We start from the raw sequence: 14,310 nt of genomic DNA on the forward strand, positions 1-14,310 counted from the left end.
GCACGAAAACCCCGAGAGCCCAACCGATTTGGCCGCAAAGATCAATCGGTTGTTCGAGGTGATGCGCAAACCCTCGGTGCCGCCGCTGTCCAATGCCGCTGCCGCGGCCGCGATCACAGAGGCGACCGGGGTGTCGATCAGCCCCGCATATCTGTGGCAACTTCGGTCGGGAATGAAGTCCAATCCGACGGTGCAGCATCTGCGCGCGATCGCGCAGTTCTTCGGAGTGTCGGCGTCGTATCTGCTCGATGCCGAGTCCGACGAGTCGACCGAGGCTCAGCTGAATTTGCTGCAAGCGATGAAGGACTCCGGCGTCCGCGGCCTGGCGTTGCGGGCATCGGGTCTCACGCCTCGCACGTTGGACAGCATCGCCGCTATCGTTGATCGTGCGCGCGAGATCGAGAATCTGCCTCCGATCGAGTCGCAGGATCGCTGATCTGGGGTGGACGTATCGGTGGGGACTACGGGGTCATGAAGAATTCGACGAAGCGGATCGACAAGCTGGTTACTCAGCTCCCGATTCCCCGGCCGTGGAACCGAACGAAGTTTGTCGACAACGTCGCCGCGCTGCGCGGTCGACCCATCACCCTGATCTCGACTGCCGACCTAGAGCTTCCGGTGACGCCCGACAGCGCGTGCGGCATCTGGCTGATGCGCGACAGCGAAGATGTGATCATCTACGAGGCCGGGACCTCGGAGTATCACATCGATCAGATCGTCTGCCACGAGCTCGGTCACATGCTGCTCGATCACGACCGCGCGGCCGACACTAGCGAGGGCGCACGAGCCCCTGATCCGTTGCTCCACTCGGCTTTTCCAGACCTCGACCCGGCGACAGTGCGGGCCGTACTGGGGCGCTCGGACTACGGTGACCGCCTCGAGCGCGAAGCGGAGACCTTCGCCACCTTGGTCATGGTCGCGGCAACAGCCGACCGCCCTAGCCAGGGTCTGCGCAATGTTCTTTTCAGGCAGCAATGACTTCGGCGGTATCGGCAACGATCGCGTGGCCGATCATCGTCGCGATGACGTTGGTGGTGGGCGCGCGTTGGCGCTGGTTCGCCAGCAGCACGTCCGAACGGTATCTGAACACGACCCTCACCATCATTCTCGCGACCCAACTGCTGCGTGAACGCGCAATACAGCACGCGATCGCCGAGCACACCCCCCTGAGTGTGACCGCGATTCAGCAATTGACGCTGTGCACGATCGTCTGCTCCATCGCACCGTTCCTCTGCGTCGTCGGCATGCTGTCGGGCTGGAATGTCGAACATGCACGGCGACAATGTCTTCGGTATGCGTTCGTCGCTGTCGCGTTGTCGGCCCTCATGCTCATCGCCGGTACACGAGCACGACGCGCCCACATGCCCGTCGAAATAACCGGCGGTTGGGACGGGGTACTGGTGTGGGTGGGTTTCTCGGTGCTGCCGACCTACCTGGCCTATGTGATGGTCAGCCGGTGCCGCACCGAATACCGGCAGCCCGGCGTTATTCGCAGCGAGAAGCTTGTTCTTGCGGGCATCGCGGCAGCCGGAGCAACCATCGGAGTCACCACCGCTATCGCGCTGGTGCTCGCGGTCCTACAGGAACTACACCTTCTCGATTCCGTCGAGTACCGGATGCAAACCCATCCGCGGAACTTCTTCTGGATCGCCGCCGCCATAGTGGCCGTGTCAGCCGCACCGCCGCTACGGTCAGCGACGCGATGGCTCGGCTACGACACGACAAGCAGGCAATGGCGCCAGCTACGCCCACTATGGCAAGCGATGGTGTCACTGTTCCCCGACAGTCGACTTCCGCTTGGGCCGGGCCCATCGGAGCGACGGATCACTACCTTGCAGCTACACCGTGCGACAGTCGAAATACGAGACGCCATGCTCGGGCTGCGTTCCTTCGCTCACGACGTAGAACCCGACGTGTTCGCGACCTTCACTGCGCGAGAGCACATTCCCAGATCCGAATGGGACACAGCCACCCTCGCACTGCAGTTGGCGAGGGCCGCCCACGACCGCCGCGAGGGGATCGCACCGCGCGCCGAGACGGCAACGCCACTACCTACCTCGACCTCAGCGAACCTCGCAGACGAAGTCTCGGAGTTGTTGCGACTGGCCAAGTGGTGGTCGCCTGCCCATCGGTTCGTCGCCGCCGACCGGTCCGCTTCGCACCGACCAGCCGAATCACCGACCCAGAAGACTTAGGGACACAACATGATCGAGACGACCACCGCTACGGGTCTATCCGCGAAGCTACCGCATTCCCGATATCGGCTGCCGCTGCTCGGCGACGTTCTTACCACCGATTTCGCGAAGCCGTGCCAACGGCTGGCCGACCAGGCACGGGAGTTGGGGCCGGTCTTCGAACAGAAGCTGTTCGGTTACCCCGCGATCATCGTCACCGGAGTCGAGGCCGTGGAGGAAGTCAACGACGAGTCGCGGTGGGAAAAGCATGTCGGGCACGCGCTGATCAAACTGCGACCGCTGGCGGGCGACGGGTTGTTCACCGCGTACAACTCGGAGCCGAATTGGGCCAAGGCACACACCATTCTCGCCCCCGCCTTCACCAAACCGGCGATGGCCAACTATCACGGCGCGATCACCGGCACCGTCCGCGAATTGACCGACCTCTGGTCGACGACACCGGAATGGATCGACGTGCCGGCGACGACGAACAAGCTGACGTTCGAAATCATCGCGCGCGCAGGGTTCTCGCACTCGTTCGGTTCGCTGGCCGATTCGAACAGCGGTTCTTTCGTCGAAGCGATGGTGCGTGAGCTCGCCTACGCCAACCGCCGCACCGATGTACTTCCCTTGTTCGACAAGATCTTCCGCCGCGGCGACCGTGATCGACACAAGGCTGACCTGACGCATGCGCACGCTGTCGTCGACGACATCATCGAAGCCCGCAAAAGCGATCCGCATCGCGAGTACCGCGACATCCTCGATCTCATGCTCGACAGTGTCGATCCAGAAACCGGGGAGCGTCTCGACACGGTCAACATCCGAAACCAGATCCTCACCTTCCTCATCGCGGGCAGTGAGACCTCCGCCAACACCATCGCTTTCGCTCTGCACTACCTCTCGACCCGTCCCGACATCGCCGCGAGCGTCCGCGCCGAGCTCGATGAGCGTTGGCCCACAGCGGAATTCCCGGACATCCGCTTCGACGACGTGGCCAAGCTGCGTAGTCTGCGCCGCGTCATCGACGAAACCCTGCGGCTGTGGCCGACCGGGCCCGGATACTTCCGCCGGGCCAAGCAGGACACCACGCTAGGCGGCCGCTACCGATTCGCCAAGAAGGACTGGGTACTGGTGCTACTGCTCGCCGCCCACCGAGACCCTGCCTGGGGCCCCGATGCCGATCAGTTCAACCCCGACCGGTTCCTGCCGGACAACCTTCGCGGCCTACCGCCCCGTGTCTACAAACCTTTCGGTACCGGCCCCCGTGCCTGCATCGGGCGCCAGTTCGCGTACCACGAAATAGCGGTCACCCTCGCGGCGCTTCTGCACCAGTTCGACCTGGAATCCGACCCCGGCTATGACCTCGATGTCCGCGAAACGCTTACCCTCAAGCCTGCAGGTCTCCGGCTGCGCGTACATAGCCGCCGCTAGGCATCGTCGGGGCAGCAGCGGCTCGCCTCGCCGCGACCGCTCGTCCAAGTACGTGCTGTCTTGGCAACGATCGGCGGACCTCGCGCGCCGCCACCTCACCGACGACGAGCTCGCCGGGGGCCGGGAACGGATGCGGGCGTGGATCGTCCAACAGCTCGCAGACCGGTAGACCCCTGGAGCTCAGCCCGCTGCCCCTGTCGGAGTTGCAGCACGCTCGAGGTCGGCAACGATGACCGCGTACTCGGGGTCTTCGGGGTCGGGGACGTCATTGGCTCTGAAAGCCGCGACGACCGCGGGGTACTTCGCGAACTCGGCGAGAGAGCTGAGCGCACCGTCATAGCCCCAGTCGTTTCGGAAGAGCTCGCGAATGACGACGGTCAGGATAGGGGTGATGAACTCGGGGGATGGTTCACTTTCGAGCAGAATCTCAGCGATCGGCCCGAACACGGTGTCTCCTGCGGAATTCCACGCCATGAAAGATCCTTCCGATTGTCGTGTGTCTGGTTCCCGGCTTCGGTCCGAAATCGGCGAGGCCGCAGTCGATGCGCGAGCTGAAGTAGCGGGTTATGGCAGGCTGCCCGAGAGCGGCTGCCCGAGCGGCTGGTCGGTCTGGATGCTCCGGTAGCGGACGTGTCCGTCGGAATCTTCACCCACGTACCGTGCGAGAACCGCGCGTGGACTGGTCGGTGTGACCTTGATGTGGTCGTCGTCGGCTTCGACGATCCGGCCGCGCATGAAGCATGCGGATCGGCCGACGGTGATGGTCTCGGTGTCGAGTTCGATCTCCATATCGCGGATCAGGCAGAAGTCGAACTCGTCGTCGACAGCGAAGGTGGACGGCTCGTCGAGGGCGATCGGGAGTTGGTCCCATGTGCAATGAACGAGTTGCCCGCTCAACAGATTGGCAGCCTGGACGAGGGCTATCGCTTGCTCGTGGGTGAGCTGCGCTGGCATCAGTAGGCGTTGATGGACATGCTCTTGGACGGTGACAAGGGCCGCCGCGGATCGGGCCATCGCTTGCAGTTCGGGATCAGGATCGCCGGTCATCGTCGTTGTGGTGTCGAAGGCGCGCGGCCCATAGACATTCGAGAGGGCGACGCGATTGGGGTGGTGAAGGCAGGAGATGAATCGCAGTGCATCGACGATGTCTTCGGGTGCTCGGCCGGCTATCTCGATGGCCATCGAGATGTCGACTCCGACGCTGAGACCGTCGTCGGCACGCCGCCCCACGGTCTCCACCGAAACGAGCCCAGAGGAGTCGCGCCACACTGTGCGGACGCCAACGACTCCTTCTGAGCGTTCGGTGCGCTGAACCTTCAGTTCGGCCAGCACGCTGTCGGTGTCGGCATCCAGCACCGAGAGCATGAGACCTCGGTCGGTCGTGACAGCAGCCTCATCGATCGTGATCGGCAAGATGCGGACGGCACCATTTCGAAACTCTCCGCCGAGCCCGGCGGGGAGATCGAATGTTCCGCTCGCAGCTCCGCGCGGCATCGTCAACGGTGCCCCGTAGTCGATGAACCTTTGCAGGTCCTCGCGCAACCCGGGCTGGTCCGCTGGAGCTGTCAGCCGAAGGTTGATCGGGATCGGGCGCTCTTCGAGAGCGGCCAACGTTCGCGCGTAGATCTTGGTGATCACCCAGACCTCCCCGTCGACCATCACCGCCGACACGGCCGTCAGCCCGGGATCGCCAGCAGACTCGTGCGATGGCGCCCGGTGGCTGATTTCGACGGCGTACCGGTAGTGCGGATCGTGCGCGTTGATCGCTTGGTAGATCCCCACCAGATCCGATCGCACGTCGAATGGCGTCAGCGGCGCACCGGACTGACGATTCTGCCGACCAGCCAAGATCGCCGCGAGCGAATCGACCGCGTCCGACAGCCGTTGCCGACCGTCGTGCAGATACCAGTCGACAACGTTCGGATATGAGCTGGCAAGTAGGTTCAGCCGGTCCAGATCCATCCAGTAGCACGGGAATCCGGCATCGGCGGTGAGCTCGGCGAACCATGCCAGGTTGGCTGGGGTGGGCAGGAGTGGGCATACCAGGTGCCACTCGTCGATCGACCAGCCCTCGGCTTCGCTGGTCCGCAGAACTCGGGCGAACGATCGCTTGATCTGCCGTTTCTGGCCGTTCGTCAGGTTCGTCGCGAAGTTCTTCACCTGGTAGACGGTGCGAGACCGCAGGACTCCTGCGGGGCCTGGAACGAACACGTCGATGCCGCCGTCGCCTTGCCCAGGGCGAAGTCTCTGCGCCGTGGGGACCTCGCTGCAGAGCAGCATCGAGGCAACCGTTTCGACCTGTTCGCCAGACAGCAGGGTCCACTCCACGCGCGTCATAATTGTTTCCGGTTCCTCTCAGGCCAGTCCGGGGCGGCCACCAGCAAACCATGGGCCTCCGACACGATGAGCGCTGTCACGCCGATCTGGGCGCGGTGCTCACCGCCCACGCGACCTCGGAGCTGTCTTCGCGGTGGCTACCACGGGCATTTGGTTGTCACCCGACGCGAGCTCCGGTGATCGCGGCTACCTTCGCGAACGACTCGGCTGGATCGCTGCCGACGATCTCGTGCTCAAACTCGCTGACGGTTCCTGGCCAGGCATTGGTGATCGTGCCGTCCGCGCGCTTCCACCATGCCGTCGCCGCACCATCACACCAGATCGTCCGGGCGAGAGCATGATCCAGGCGGTCGAGGTAGCGCGCCATTGCCCGCTCGGTCACCTCCACCGGTGCACCCCGGTCCGCGCTGAGGGCCAGACAGCGCGTGATGTAGCGGGCCTGGTGTTGCTTGACCGAGGGGTTGCTGTTCGACGGAGTGAACGAGTGCGGCCCAGCGATCATGTAGAGATTCGGAAAGCCGGGCACCGCGAGTCCGTAGAACGCGGTCGGTCGTCCTCGGCGCCGCCACCGGTCGTGCAGGTCCACTCCGCCACGGCCACGGATTCGCACCCCGGCCAGGAACTCCGGCGCACGGAATCCGGTAGCCCACACGATGACATCGGCGCGGCGCTCGGTGCCGTCGACAGTGCGTATCCTGTCCGGGCCGAGCCGGTCGATACGATCGGTGACCAGTTCGACGTGTGGCTGGGTCAGCGCCGGATAATATCCGCTGTCGAGCAGGATCCGTTTCTCCCCGATCCGGTAGTTCGGTGTGAGCTTCGCGCGCAGTTCACGATCGCGCACCTGCCACCGAAGGTGGGCCCGCGCAACGAGTTCGGCCGGTCCTGCCGACCACCCCGCGCGCATGATCGGCGCGAGAACCAGATCAGCGGCGTAGTAGATCCCGGCCCGATACAGGTCGTGCAGACCGGGCACATGCGTCAGCGCCCACCGCGACAGCGGACCGAACGACGCGGCGGGCTTGGGCAGCACCCAGGACGGGGACCGCTGATACACGGTGACACCGGCCGCGACGCGGGCCAGCTCGGGAATCATCTGCGCCGCCGAGGAACCGGTGCCGACGACGGCGATCTGCCCGCTCAGATCCGCGGTGTGATCCCACCGTGCGGAGTGGAACGCACGGCCACCGAAGGTCCGCGCTCCCCGTAGCCGAGGAATCGCGGGTCGATGCAGTTGGCCGAGCGCCCACACGACCGCGTCGGTGCGGATCCGCTCCCCGGTGGTCGTGGTCAGGGTCCAGGTGCGGTCGGTGTCGCTGTAGTCGGCGGCCGTCACGGCGGTATCGCAGCGCAGATGCGCACGCAAACCGTTGCGGTCGGTGACCTCCCGCATGTAGGTCAAGATCGCCTGCTGGTCCGGATACCGCACATGGGCGTCTCGGTAGGGGTCGAAGGCGAAGCTGTACAGGTGCGCGGGCACGTCGCAGGAGCAGCCCGGATAGGTGTTCTCCCGCCACACGCCGCCGACATCAGGCCCGGACTCCAGTATCAGAAAGTTCTCCACGCCAGCCTGTTTCAGTTGCGCAGCCATGGTGAGCCCACCGAATCCCGCTCCGACCACGACCACACTGTGCTTGATCATGGGTTCGGTCATGGGCGTGCCTGGTCACTGCCCGAGCGGATGTCGGCGCTGGATGGTGCGCTCGGCCAACCTGCCCATTCTTGCCACCACCGTAGGTAGTCGGGGGCGGCCATCGGCGCGTCGAAGACGTCCAGGGCGATGTCGAACCCGGCGGCCAACTCGCTCAGGTGTGCTCCCAGGTGCTCACGGTGGTGGTGCAGATCGCGGTGAACGCGTTGTGCTACTCGGGGTGGCATCCGACCATTCGCGGCGAACCAGGTACCACGGCACAGGATTCGTTCCAGCGCGTAAACAGCGGTAGCGGATTCGAGTAGGCCACGGGCTATATCGTCTTCGGCCGTCGTCGATGCCTGCCACAACGCGGTCGCCGCGAGTCGTTCACTGGTCGCCGCGGCGAGTTCGACGGCGGCGGCGTCGCGATCGATCGTGATCCCCGCGACGGCGATGTCATCACGGCGCCACCCGGCTGCTATGCCCTTTTCCCGATCGCCCAGCATCCGCACGTACCAAGGCAAAATCCGGGGCGTGCGAGGCAGCGCCAAGGCAGCGAAATCACGGAAGGTGAGTTGTCCGGCTTGTTTCCACAGCAGCTGCGACTCACCCTCGGCGGTGATTGTTCCCTCGGTGTTGCCGATCCAGTCCTGAATCCAGTTGGTACGCAACGACCCTTGCGCACCGCTACGTTGCCGACAGGTCAAGAGCACCTCGTGCGCGGTGTAGGCCAGCAGCGGTTTGACCAGCATCGACCACACACCCACGACCGGATCTCCGGTCGGTGCGGTCGCTGCGATGTCTTGCACGCGGCGCCCGAGCACGCTGGTGGCGTAGGTCGCCGCGAGCGCGGAGACCAAGTCGCGGCGGACCGTGCCCCGATCAGCCATCAGCGTTCGTCCACCAGGGCGGCGCTGTAGCGCGTAGTTGACCGTCACGGCCAACCCAGCTCGCGCACCGGCGGCGGCCGCGCCTGCCAAATCCAGTCGACCCTGCCCCAATGTCGCGATCGCCCGGTGGAACCGTGCGCGCACCGGCACCGGCACCGTCGACTCGAACCCGTCAGCGCCTATCTGAGCCCATGTCCCACCGAGCAACCCATCAGCGGGTACGAACAACTGGTCGAACAGGATGAGCGCGTGATCCATTGGCGCCCAACCCTTGTCAGGCAACGCAAGCACACTCAGCCCTGCCTCGAGACCGTGTTGGGTGCGCACCCTGGTCAGGAGCGGCAGAACACCTTCGTCTCGACCGTCGACGATGACGCGTGCGGTGATCACACCGATCTTGGGGGTGGTGGTGTCGGCGATGTTGGGCATGAACTTCCAGCTCGCCGGGTCAGGCGAGTCGAGCCAGAACCCACCCCGGGCGCTGTCCCAAGTGGCGGTGGTCTGCTGGTCGGCACCGTTGGTCCCACCGAGCTCGGTCAACAACAGCACTCCCACCGACTCGCCCGTATCGAGTTCGGTGAGCAGTTCACGCTGGTAGGCAGAGCCGTTGCCTAGCGCGGTGATCGCCCCGATCGACAAGTCGAAATGGCCGGTCAAGACCGGCAGCAAATGTGGAGCGTAGACCGCCGCCCATTCACACACGATCCCGTGCAGCCGGGGATCGTTGGCGATCGCGACGGCCGACCCGCCTAGTGCTGCGATCGTTGCGCGGAGCAGCTCCGGGGCCAGGTTGGCTTCGGTCGGGTAGGTCAGACCTGTGCTGGGTCGGTCACCAAGTCCGGCGATCACGGCGCGCACTTGGTGATGCAGGGAGATTTCGGTACCGAGAATCGCTGTTCGCAACGCTTCGACGGTCGGGTCGGAGGGGATCGGTGGGCGGGGCCCGTGGGGGTGGGCGAGAATTGGCAGTCCATCAATGGTGGTCATCGCAAGGTTCTCCAAGTGTCTGTATCTGCTCTGTGGGTATCTGCTCTGTGGGCGGTGGCGACCGCGGCACTGAGGTCTGGTTTGGGTGGCTCCGCATGCTGGTGCGGAGACAACCGATCCGATATCTGGGAAAGTGCGCGCCTGCGGAAAAGGTGCGACCCAGCTCTTGTGCGGGAGCAGAGTGGTCCTTATCGACTGCATTGCTCTGTGTCCCTTGTCGGCGGTCCACGCGGCGTCTTCGACGGGGTCCGGCGGCCAGGCGTGGGGCGCGGTACCGGCCACGTGGGGATCAGCGATGGCCTACTTCGGATGCTGGGCCCGAGCCGGGGTGTCGTCACAGTTCAGTGCCCGGCGTGAGGGAGCGCTCTGTTGGTTGGCTGGTCGGTCGGTGGTGCTCGGCGGCTTCGTTGTCGGGTTCTGTTGCCGTGGCCGGTAGCGCGAGGTGGACGGCGTTTTCGATCCGGTGCCCGGTGGTCGAGGGATCATCTGCTGTGGTGGGGTCGATGAGTTGCTGGTGAGCGCGGGTGAGCAGTTCTTGTGTCGTCGGCGGCATCACCAGCCCCGGTTCCGCAGCGGTCGGCGGGGTGGTGGTCCGGCGCAGGCTGGCCAGCGACGAACGAACACTCGCCGCGACCGCCGGGGTGGCGAGGTCACGCCAGAGCGCGCTCATATCATCGACGGCGAGACGGCTGTGGGTGGCGAGACGATCAGCGAGGTGGGCATCGGTCACTGTCACAGCGCGGCTGCGTTGGGCGGGGCTCATTCCGATCGCGGCGGCGGTGTGGATGATGCGCGTGCGGATCGCGTCCATATTCCGTCGAAGCTGGTGCGCCACCGCAGGTTCTGGTTCTGACTCGATCCAGGCGCGTTGCAGATGTTGGTGGCGCAGGACCGAGACCGTGGCCATGTCGACGAGCCGGTTCGTGTCGGCGACGACTCGGCCGAACCCACGACGGATCACGTTATTTTTGGGTGGATCGCGCAACACCGTCGTCGGTCGCCACACCCTGTTCGCGGTGCCGTATTCGCGAGCCTGGTTGATCCACACCGCGGGCACTCCCCTGCTGGCGGCGGTGATCTCGGCGATGCTGCGGTCATGGTCGAGGCGAACGAGTTCGGGGGCATGCTGCTGGCGTCCACGGACGACACCGGCGCGGCGAGCCAGGTCATGGATCAGCGTGAGCGACTCGGCCTGTGCGGCGGGCAGGTCGGAGACCAGACGCGGACCAGCCGAGGGGCTGCTCATGGATCGATCCCGGGATAGTTGATTTCCGGGTCGCTGAACACCGGCGGGGTGATGTCGGCGTCATAGTCGGTGTGAGCCGACGGCGATCGTGTGGCCTCGACAGCGACACCGATGTGTGCGCCTGGCGCGTCGGAGAACAGGCCACCCGCACCGACATCGCGTTCGGTAAGGGCGTGGAGTATGGCGATCGGCTCGGGTGGGGCGGTCGTCGGGTTCGGTGTGATCCCCGCTCCGGTCAAGGCGATCGATTGGGCGGTGTAGCTGGTCATGTCGGTGTTCGCGATCGCGTGCCAGTGTTGGGTGAGTTGGGCTTGGGTCTGCCCGGCCGCCGATGTCGAGGCTTGCTTCATCCATTGCTGGTGGGGCCAGTGCTGTCGGGCTTGGTCGGTGTCGACGCCGAGTAGGACACCGATCTGAGCGGATCGGCGCCAGAGCGTGGTGAGGGTCTGCTCCACGGTCGCGGTGGTGTCGTCGTGTCGCCCGGTGCCGTGGGTGTAGGCGGCGTGGATGCCGGTGAACCGGGCTAGTCGGTCGATATCGGCGCGGAGGTTGTCGACCAACGCGTCGCGGTCGATCGGGGCGGCACGGCGTAGGAACAGGTTGGTGTTCCAGCGGATTGCCTTGGTGCCCCGTTCGCGCGCCTGATCGACCCACTCGGCCGGCACCCCACCCGCGAGGGCCGCTGCGGCGAGTTCGGTGTGCACCGTCGCCCGCGCGTGGAAATTCCGCGTCCCGTCTTGGGTTGGCTCAATACCGCTGGCGCGCTGGGTGGTCAGCAGCTTCTGTGAGTCAGCGGCTTGATTCTGCAGTGCTTTGAGGACCCGTTTCTGGACTGCGGTCGCGTTCGCCATGCTCACTGCGGCTCACCGCCCTCAGCCAAGGCCCGGAAGTCCGGAGCGAAGCCGAGAACTTCGATCGGGATGGCCGATCCGGGGGCGCCGAACCAATTCGCCGGAACCCGCTCGCTTGTGAGCCCAGGGCTATCGATGTGTTGGTCGGGTGTGCACCGGTGCAGGGGGCCGTTGGCGGCGTCGAGGATGTAGCGCAACTGTGGGTCGATGTGGCGGACGAACAAGGCTGACATCGCCATTTTGTCGTCGGCGTTGACCGCGGCCTCGAAGCACGCGTGTAGGCCGGCGAAGCGGATGGCGACGCTTTGGTGGCGCCACCACTGCCGACACCACGTGTACTGGCCCTCGCGGTTGTTGGCGGCGATCTTGACTGACGTCACCGGCAACAGCCATCGTTCGGCGAACGCGCTGTAATGGTCGAACTTCTTCGGTGGTTTGTCGTCGTCGGCAACGGGGGGCTTGGTGCCGAACCAACCCGCCGGGACTGGGTCGAAGGGCAACGATGGTGTGGCCTGGTGGTGGGTGCGAGTGCACCGGTGCAGGGGGCCGTTCGCGGCGTCGAGGATGAGGTTGACGTGGGGGTCGAAGTGGCTCAGCAGGAAGGTGCTCAGGCTCGATCCGGCCTTGGAGCGGCGCATCGCCTCAAACGCGGTGTGCAGATGGGCGACCCGCACCGCGACCGGGCGATGCGACCACCACCGCGTGCACCAGGTGAAGGTGTTCTCTCGGTTCGCTTCCGCCAACCGGACGCTGATCGTGGGCAACATCCACGCCTGCGCGAAATCGGTGAAATGACCGAATTGCGGCGGCATCGGTGTCTGCGCAGTGGCAGTCGGTGCAGCGTTGGGGCCCGTCACGACTGGCCCCCTGCTGTCGAAGGGCTCGACTTGACCAGTGAGACCCGCCCACCTTCCAACCGTTGCATCGACTTGCGCACCAGCGGCGCGTACTCGCTGTCGAACCAGGGAATTTTGCGGACCACGACCGGGCCGTGGCCGGGAAGCCGGACCAGGGCACGGTCTTTCGGCAGGGCGGCGAGCATTGCGACATCGAGAATGGGTTCCGCGCGCCAGGACAGGCTGCGTTGGATCCCGCCGGGTGTGTAGGTGCGGGAGCGGTCGGAGACGTCGTGTTGCCCGGCCATCGCCGACCAATGCTCCAAATAGTCCCGGGAGGCGATGGAGCCGCCGTAGACCTCGATCGACTGGGCCATCATGGTCTTCAAACCATTGGCACCCCAAAGGTTTTCGCCTTGTTCGAGGACCTGGAGGATGGTCATCAGGATGATCCCGCAGCCTGCCGAATAGGTGTAGTAGGAGGGCAGTTCGCTGATTCGGGCGCAGTTGGCGGCTTCGTCGAGCACACACAGCAGTGGTGTCGCCAGTCGCCCGTCCGGGCGGGCTCGGGCCGCGGTGAGAGCGGCTTCGAGGACTTGGCCGACCAGTGCGGCGGTCAAGGGCGTGGCACCATCAGGTCCGGTCATCGACAGCGGGTACAGGGTGTCGTTGGAGGTGACGAACGAGACGGGATCGAATTCCGGCAACAGGTGGGTCCGCGCCTGTTCGGTGGACTCGATCACCACGCCGTTGCGAATCGAGGACACTTTCCCGCCCCTGCTCGGTGCCGTGGTCGTGGGCTTGGCGGTGGTTTCGCTGACCTGGAACAGTTTCCGAACCGGGGGCGTGACCATCTGGGCGTACCCGGAATCGGAGAGCACGTTAAGAAACCTTCGCGCCATGTCGTAGAGGCCGTCACGTTGTCTGGCGTAGAGGCCTTGGCATTCCAGGATTCGGGCGGCGGGCCGATCATGGCCGTAGTGGCGCAAAATCAATGCCGGGGTCGGATCCTGATCGCGGCCGAGCCATTCCGCGACATGGTGGAGGTCCCCGCCCGCGCACGCGGCGGCGAAGACACACAGCGCGAACAACTCTTGCGCGCCGCCGTCGAAATAGGCATCGGTTTTCGCGTTAGTGATCTCATTGGCCGAACCGGCCGAACCGGACACGAAGAACCCGGCCAGCTTTCGTGCCGCGGGTAACCCGGTAACTTGGTTGAACAGATTCACCCAGAACCCGCACACGATTTGCCCGGTCACTGCTTGCAGGTCACACACCCACACTCGGCCGACTTGCTCGCGCCCGTACACGGTGTGCCGGTATAGGTCCGGTTTGTTCGAGGTGGCCAGGCACGGCCCCCATGCTGAGAGCACTGCCGGGATCGCCCACGCGACGGTCTTGCCGGTGCGCTGACCGGCCGTCACTGTGACACCGAGTTCGGCGGGTACGTGCAGGGCGATGTCGCCGATGACCGTGCGCCCCAATAGCGGTCCCGGATTCGCTTGGACTGCTGGTGGCGCGTCGGCGAGCAATCGTTGGTTGTCGGCGAGGTTGTCGGCGACGCGCGCGATGCGGATCTTGCCTGGCCGTTGCATCGTTCGCGCGGCAACATCGACCTCGCGGCCGGTGTTGAACATCTGAACCCCGCGCACCGCCAGGGCGACGATCGCGCACAGCAGCACCACGGCGACCGGCGTCGACTGCCACGGCCACCGCTTGTCTGCGGCAACGACCGACAGCAAGGCGATGAACGGGTTCCACGACATCGGCTGCCCGGCCCACCAGCTGCCCAGTTTCAACGCCGCCCAGAGCACGAACACGACAGCGAGCAGCGCCAACAGAATGAGGAGCATGCTGGCTTCCTCACCCATCCCGGATTTGGTGCGACGGCGGGTTTCACGGGGAGAGAACATGATTACCTGGAC

At 65.1% G+C, this 14,310-nt stretch carries 12 protein-coding genes; 4 read left to right on the forward strand and 8 right to left on the reverse strand.

The window, feature by feature from the left end:
• The first annotated feature begins 61 nt into the window (after positions 1 to 61).
• From QX204_RS28125 to QX204_RS28140, 4 genes are read left to right on the forward strand one after another with little or no spacing between them, the layout of a single operon-like run.
• Complete coding sequence (locus QX204_RS28125; protein WP_245915102.1) at positions 62 to 436, forward strand: helix-turn-helix domain-containing protein; 375 nt, start codon at positions 62 to 64, stop codon at positions 434 to 436.
• Positions 437 to 471: 35 nt separating this feature from the next.
• Positions 472 to 978, forward strand: a complete 507-nt coding sequence (locus tag QX204_RS28130) for a gluzincin family metallopeptidase (RefSeq protein WP_301903534.1) — start codon at positions 472 to 474, stop codon at positions 976 to 978.
• Positions 975 to 2,195 (forward strand): MAB_1171c family putative transporter, encoded by a 1,221-nt coding sequence (locus tag QX204_RS28135; RefSeq protein ID WP_301903535.1) that lies wholly within the window; start codon positions 975 to 977, stop codon positions 2,193 to 2,195. The genes QX204_RS28130 and QX204_RS28135 overlap by 4 nt, the downstream gene beginning before the upstream one ends.
• Before the next feature lie 9 nt (positions 2,196 to 2,204).
• Complete coding sequence (locus QX204_RS28140; protein ID WP_301903536.1) at positions 2,205 to 3,605, forward strand: cytochrome P450; 1,401 nt, start codon at positions 2,205 to 2,207, stop codon at positions 3,603 to 3,605.
• Positions 3,606 to 3,785: 180 nt separating this feature from the next.
• On the opposite strand, the gene QX204_RS28145 is transcribed toward QX204_RS28140, so the two are convergent.
• The 8 genes from QX204_RS28145 to QX204_RS28180 form a co-directional block, all read right to left on the reverse strand.
• Positions 3,786 to 4,052, reverse strand: a complete 267-nt coding sequence (locus QX204_RS28145; RefSeq protein ID WP_301903537.1) for a hypothetical protein — start codon at positions 4,050 to 4,052, stop codon at positions 3,786 to 3,788.
• 117 nt (positions 4,053 to 4,169) lie between these two features.
• Entirely contained in the window at positions 4,170 to 5,942 is a 1,773-nt protein-coding gene (locus tag QX204_RS28150) for a hypothetical protein (protein WP_301903538.1), read from the reverse strand.
• A gap of 157 nt (positions 5,943 to 6,099) precedes the next feature.
• Positions 6,100 to 7,596: a flavin-containing monooxygenase gene (locus QX204_RS28155; RefSeq protein ID WP_301903539.1), complete on the reverse strand. Its 1,497-nt coding sequence runs from the start codon at positions 7,594 to 7,596 to the stop codon at positions 6,100 to 6,102.
• On the reverse strand, positions 7,593 to 9,452 hold the full coding sequence (locus QX204_RS28160) for an acyl-CoA dehydrogenase family protein (RefSeq protein WP_301903540.1): 1,860 nt from the start codon (positions 9,450 to 9,452) through the stop codon (positions 7,593 to 7,595). The genes QX204_RS28155 and QX204_RS28160 overlap by 4 nt, the downstream gene beginning before the upstream one ends.
• 334 nt (positions 9,453 to 9,786) lie before the next feature.
• The gene (locus QX204_RS28165; RefSeq protein ID WP_301903541.1) at positions 9,787 to 10,698 is read right to left on the reverse strand and encodes a hypothetical protein; all 912 of its coding nucleotides are present in this window, start codon (positions 10,696 to 10,698) and stop codon (positions 9,787 to 9,789) included.
• Positions 10,695 to 11,555, reverse strand: a complete 861-nt coding sequence (locus QX204_RS28170) for a hypothetical protein (RefSeq protein WP_301903542.1) — start codon at positions 11,553 to 11,555, stop codon at positions 10,695 to 10,697. Before QX204_RS28170 ends, QX204_RS28165 begins: the two co-directional genes overlap by 4 nt.
• On the reverse strand, positions 11,552 to 12,361 hold the full coding sequence (locus QX204_RS28175) for a DUF4913 domain-containing protein (protein ID WP_301903543.1): 810 nt from the start codon (positions 12,359 to 12,361) through the stop codon (positions 11,552 to 11,554). Before QX204_RS28175 ends, QX204_RS28170 begins: the two co-directional genes overlap by 4 nt.
• Positions 12,362 to 12,402: 41 nt before the next feature.
• On the reverse strand, positions 12,403 to 14,298 hold the full coding sequence (locus QX204_RS28180) for a type IV secretory system conjugative DNA transfer family protein (RefSeq protein ID WP_301903544.1): 1,896 nt from the start codon (positions 14,296 to 14,298) through the stop codon (positions 12,403 to 12,405).
• Positions 14,299 to 14,310: the final 12 nt, after the last annotated feature.

This window comes from Nocardia sp. PE-7 (assembly GCF_030486425.1).
GTDB classification, from domain to species: domain Bacteria; phylum Actinomycetota; class Actinomycetes; order Mycobacteriales; family Mycobacteriaceae; genus Nocardia; species Nocardia salmonicida_A.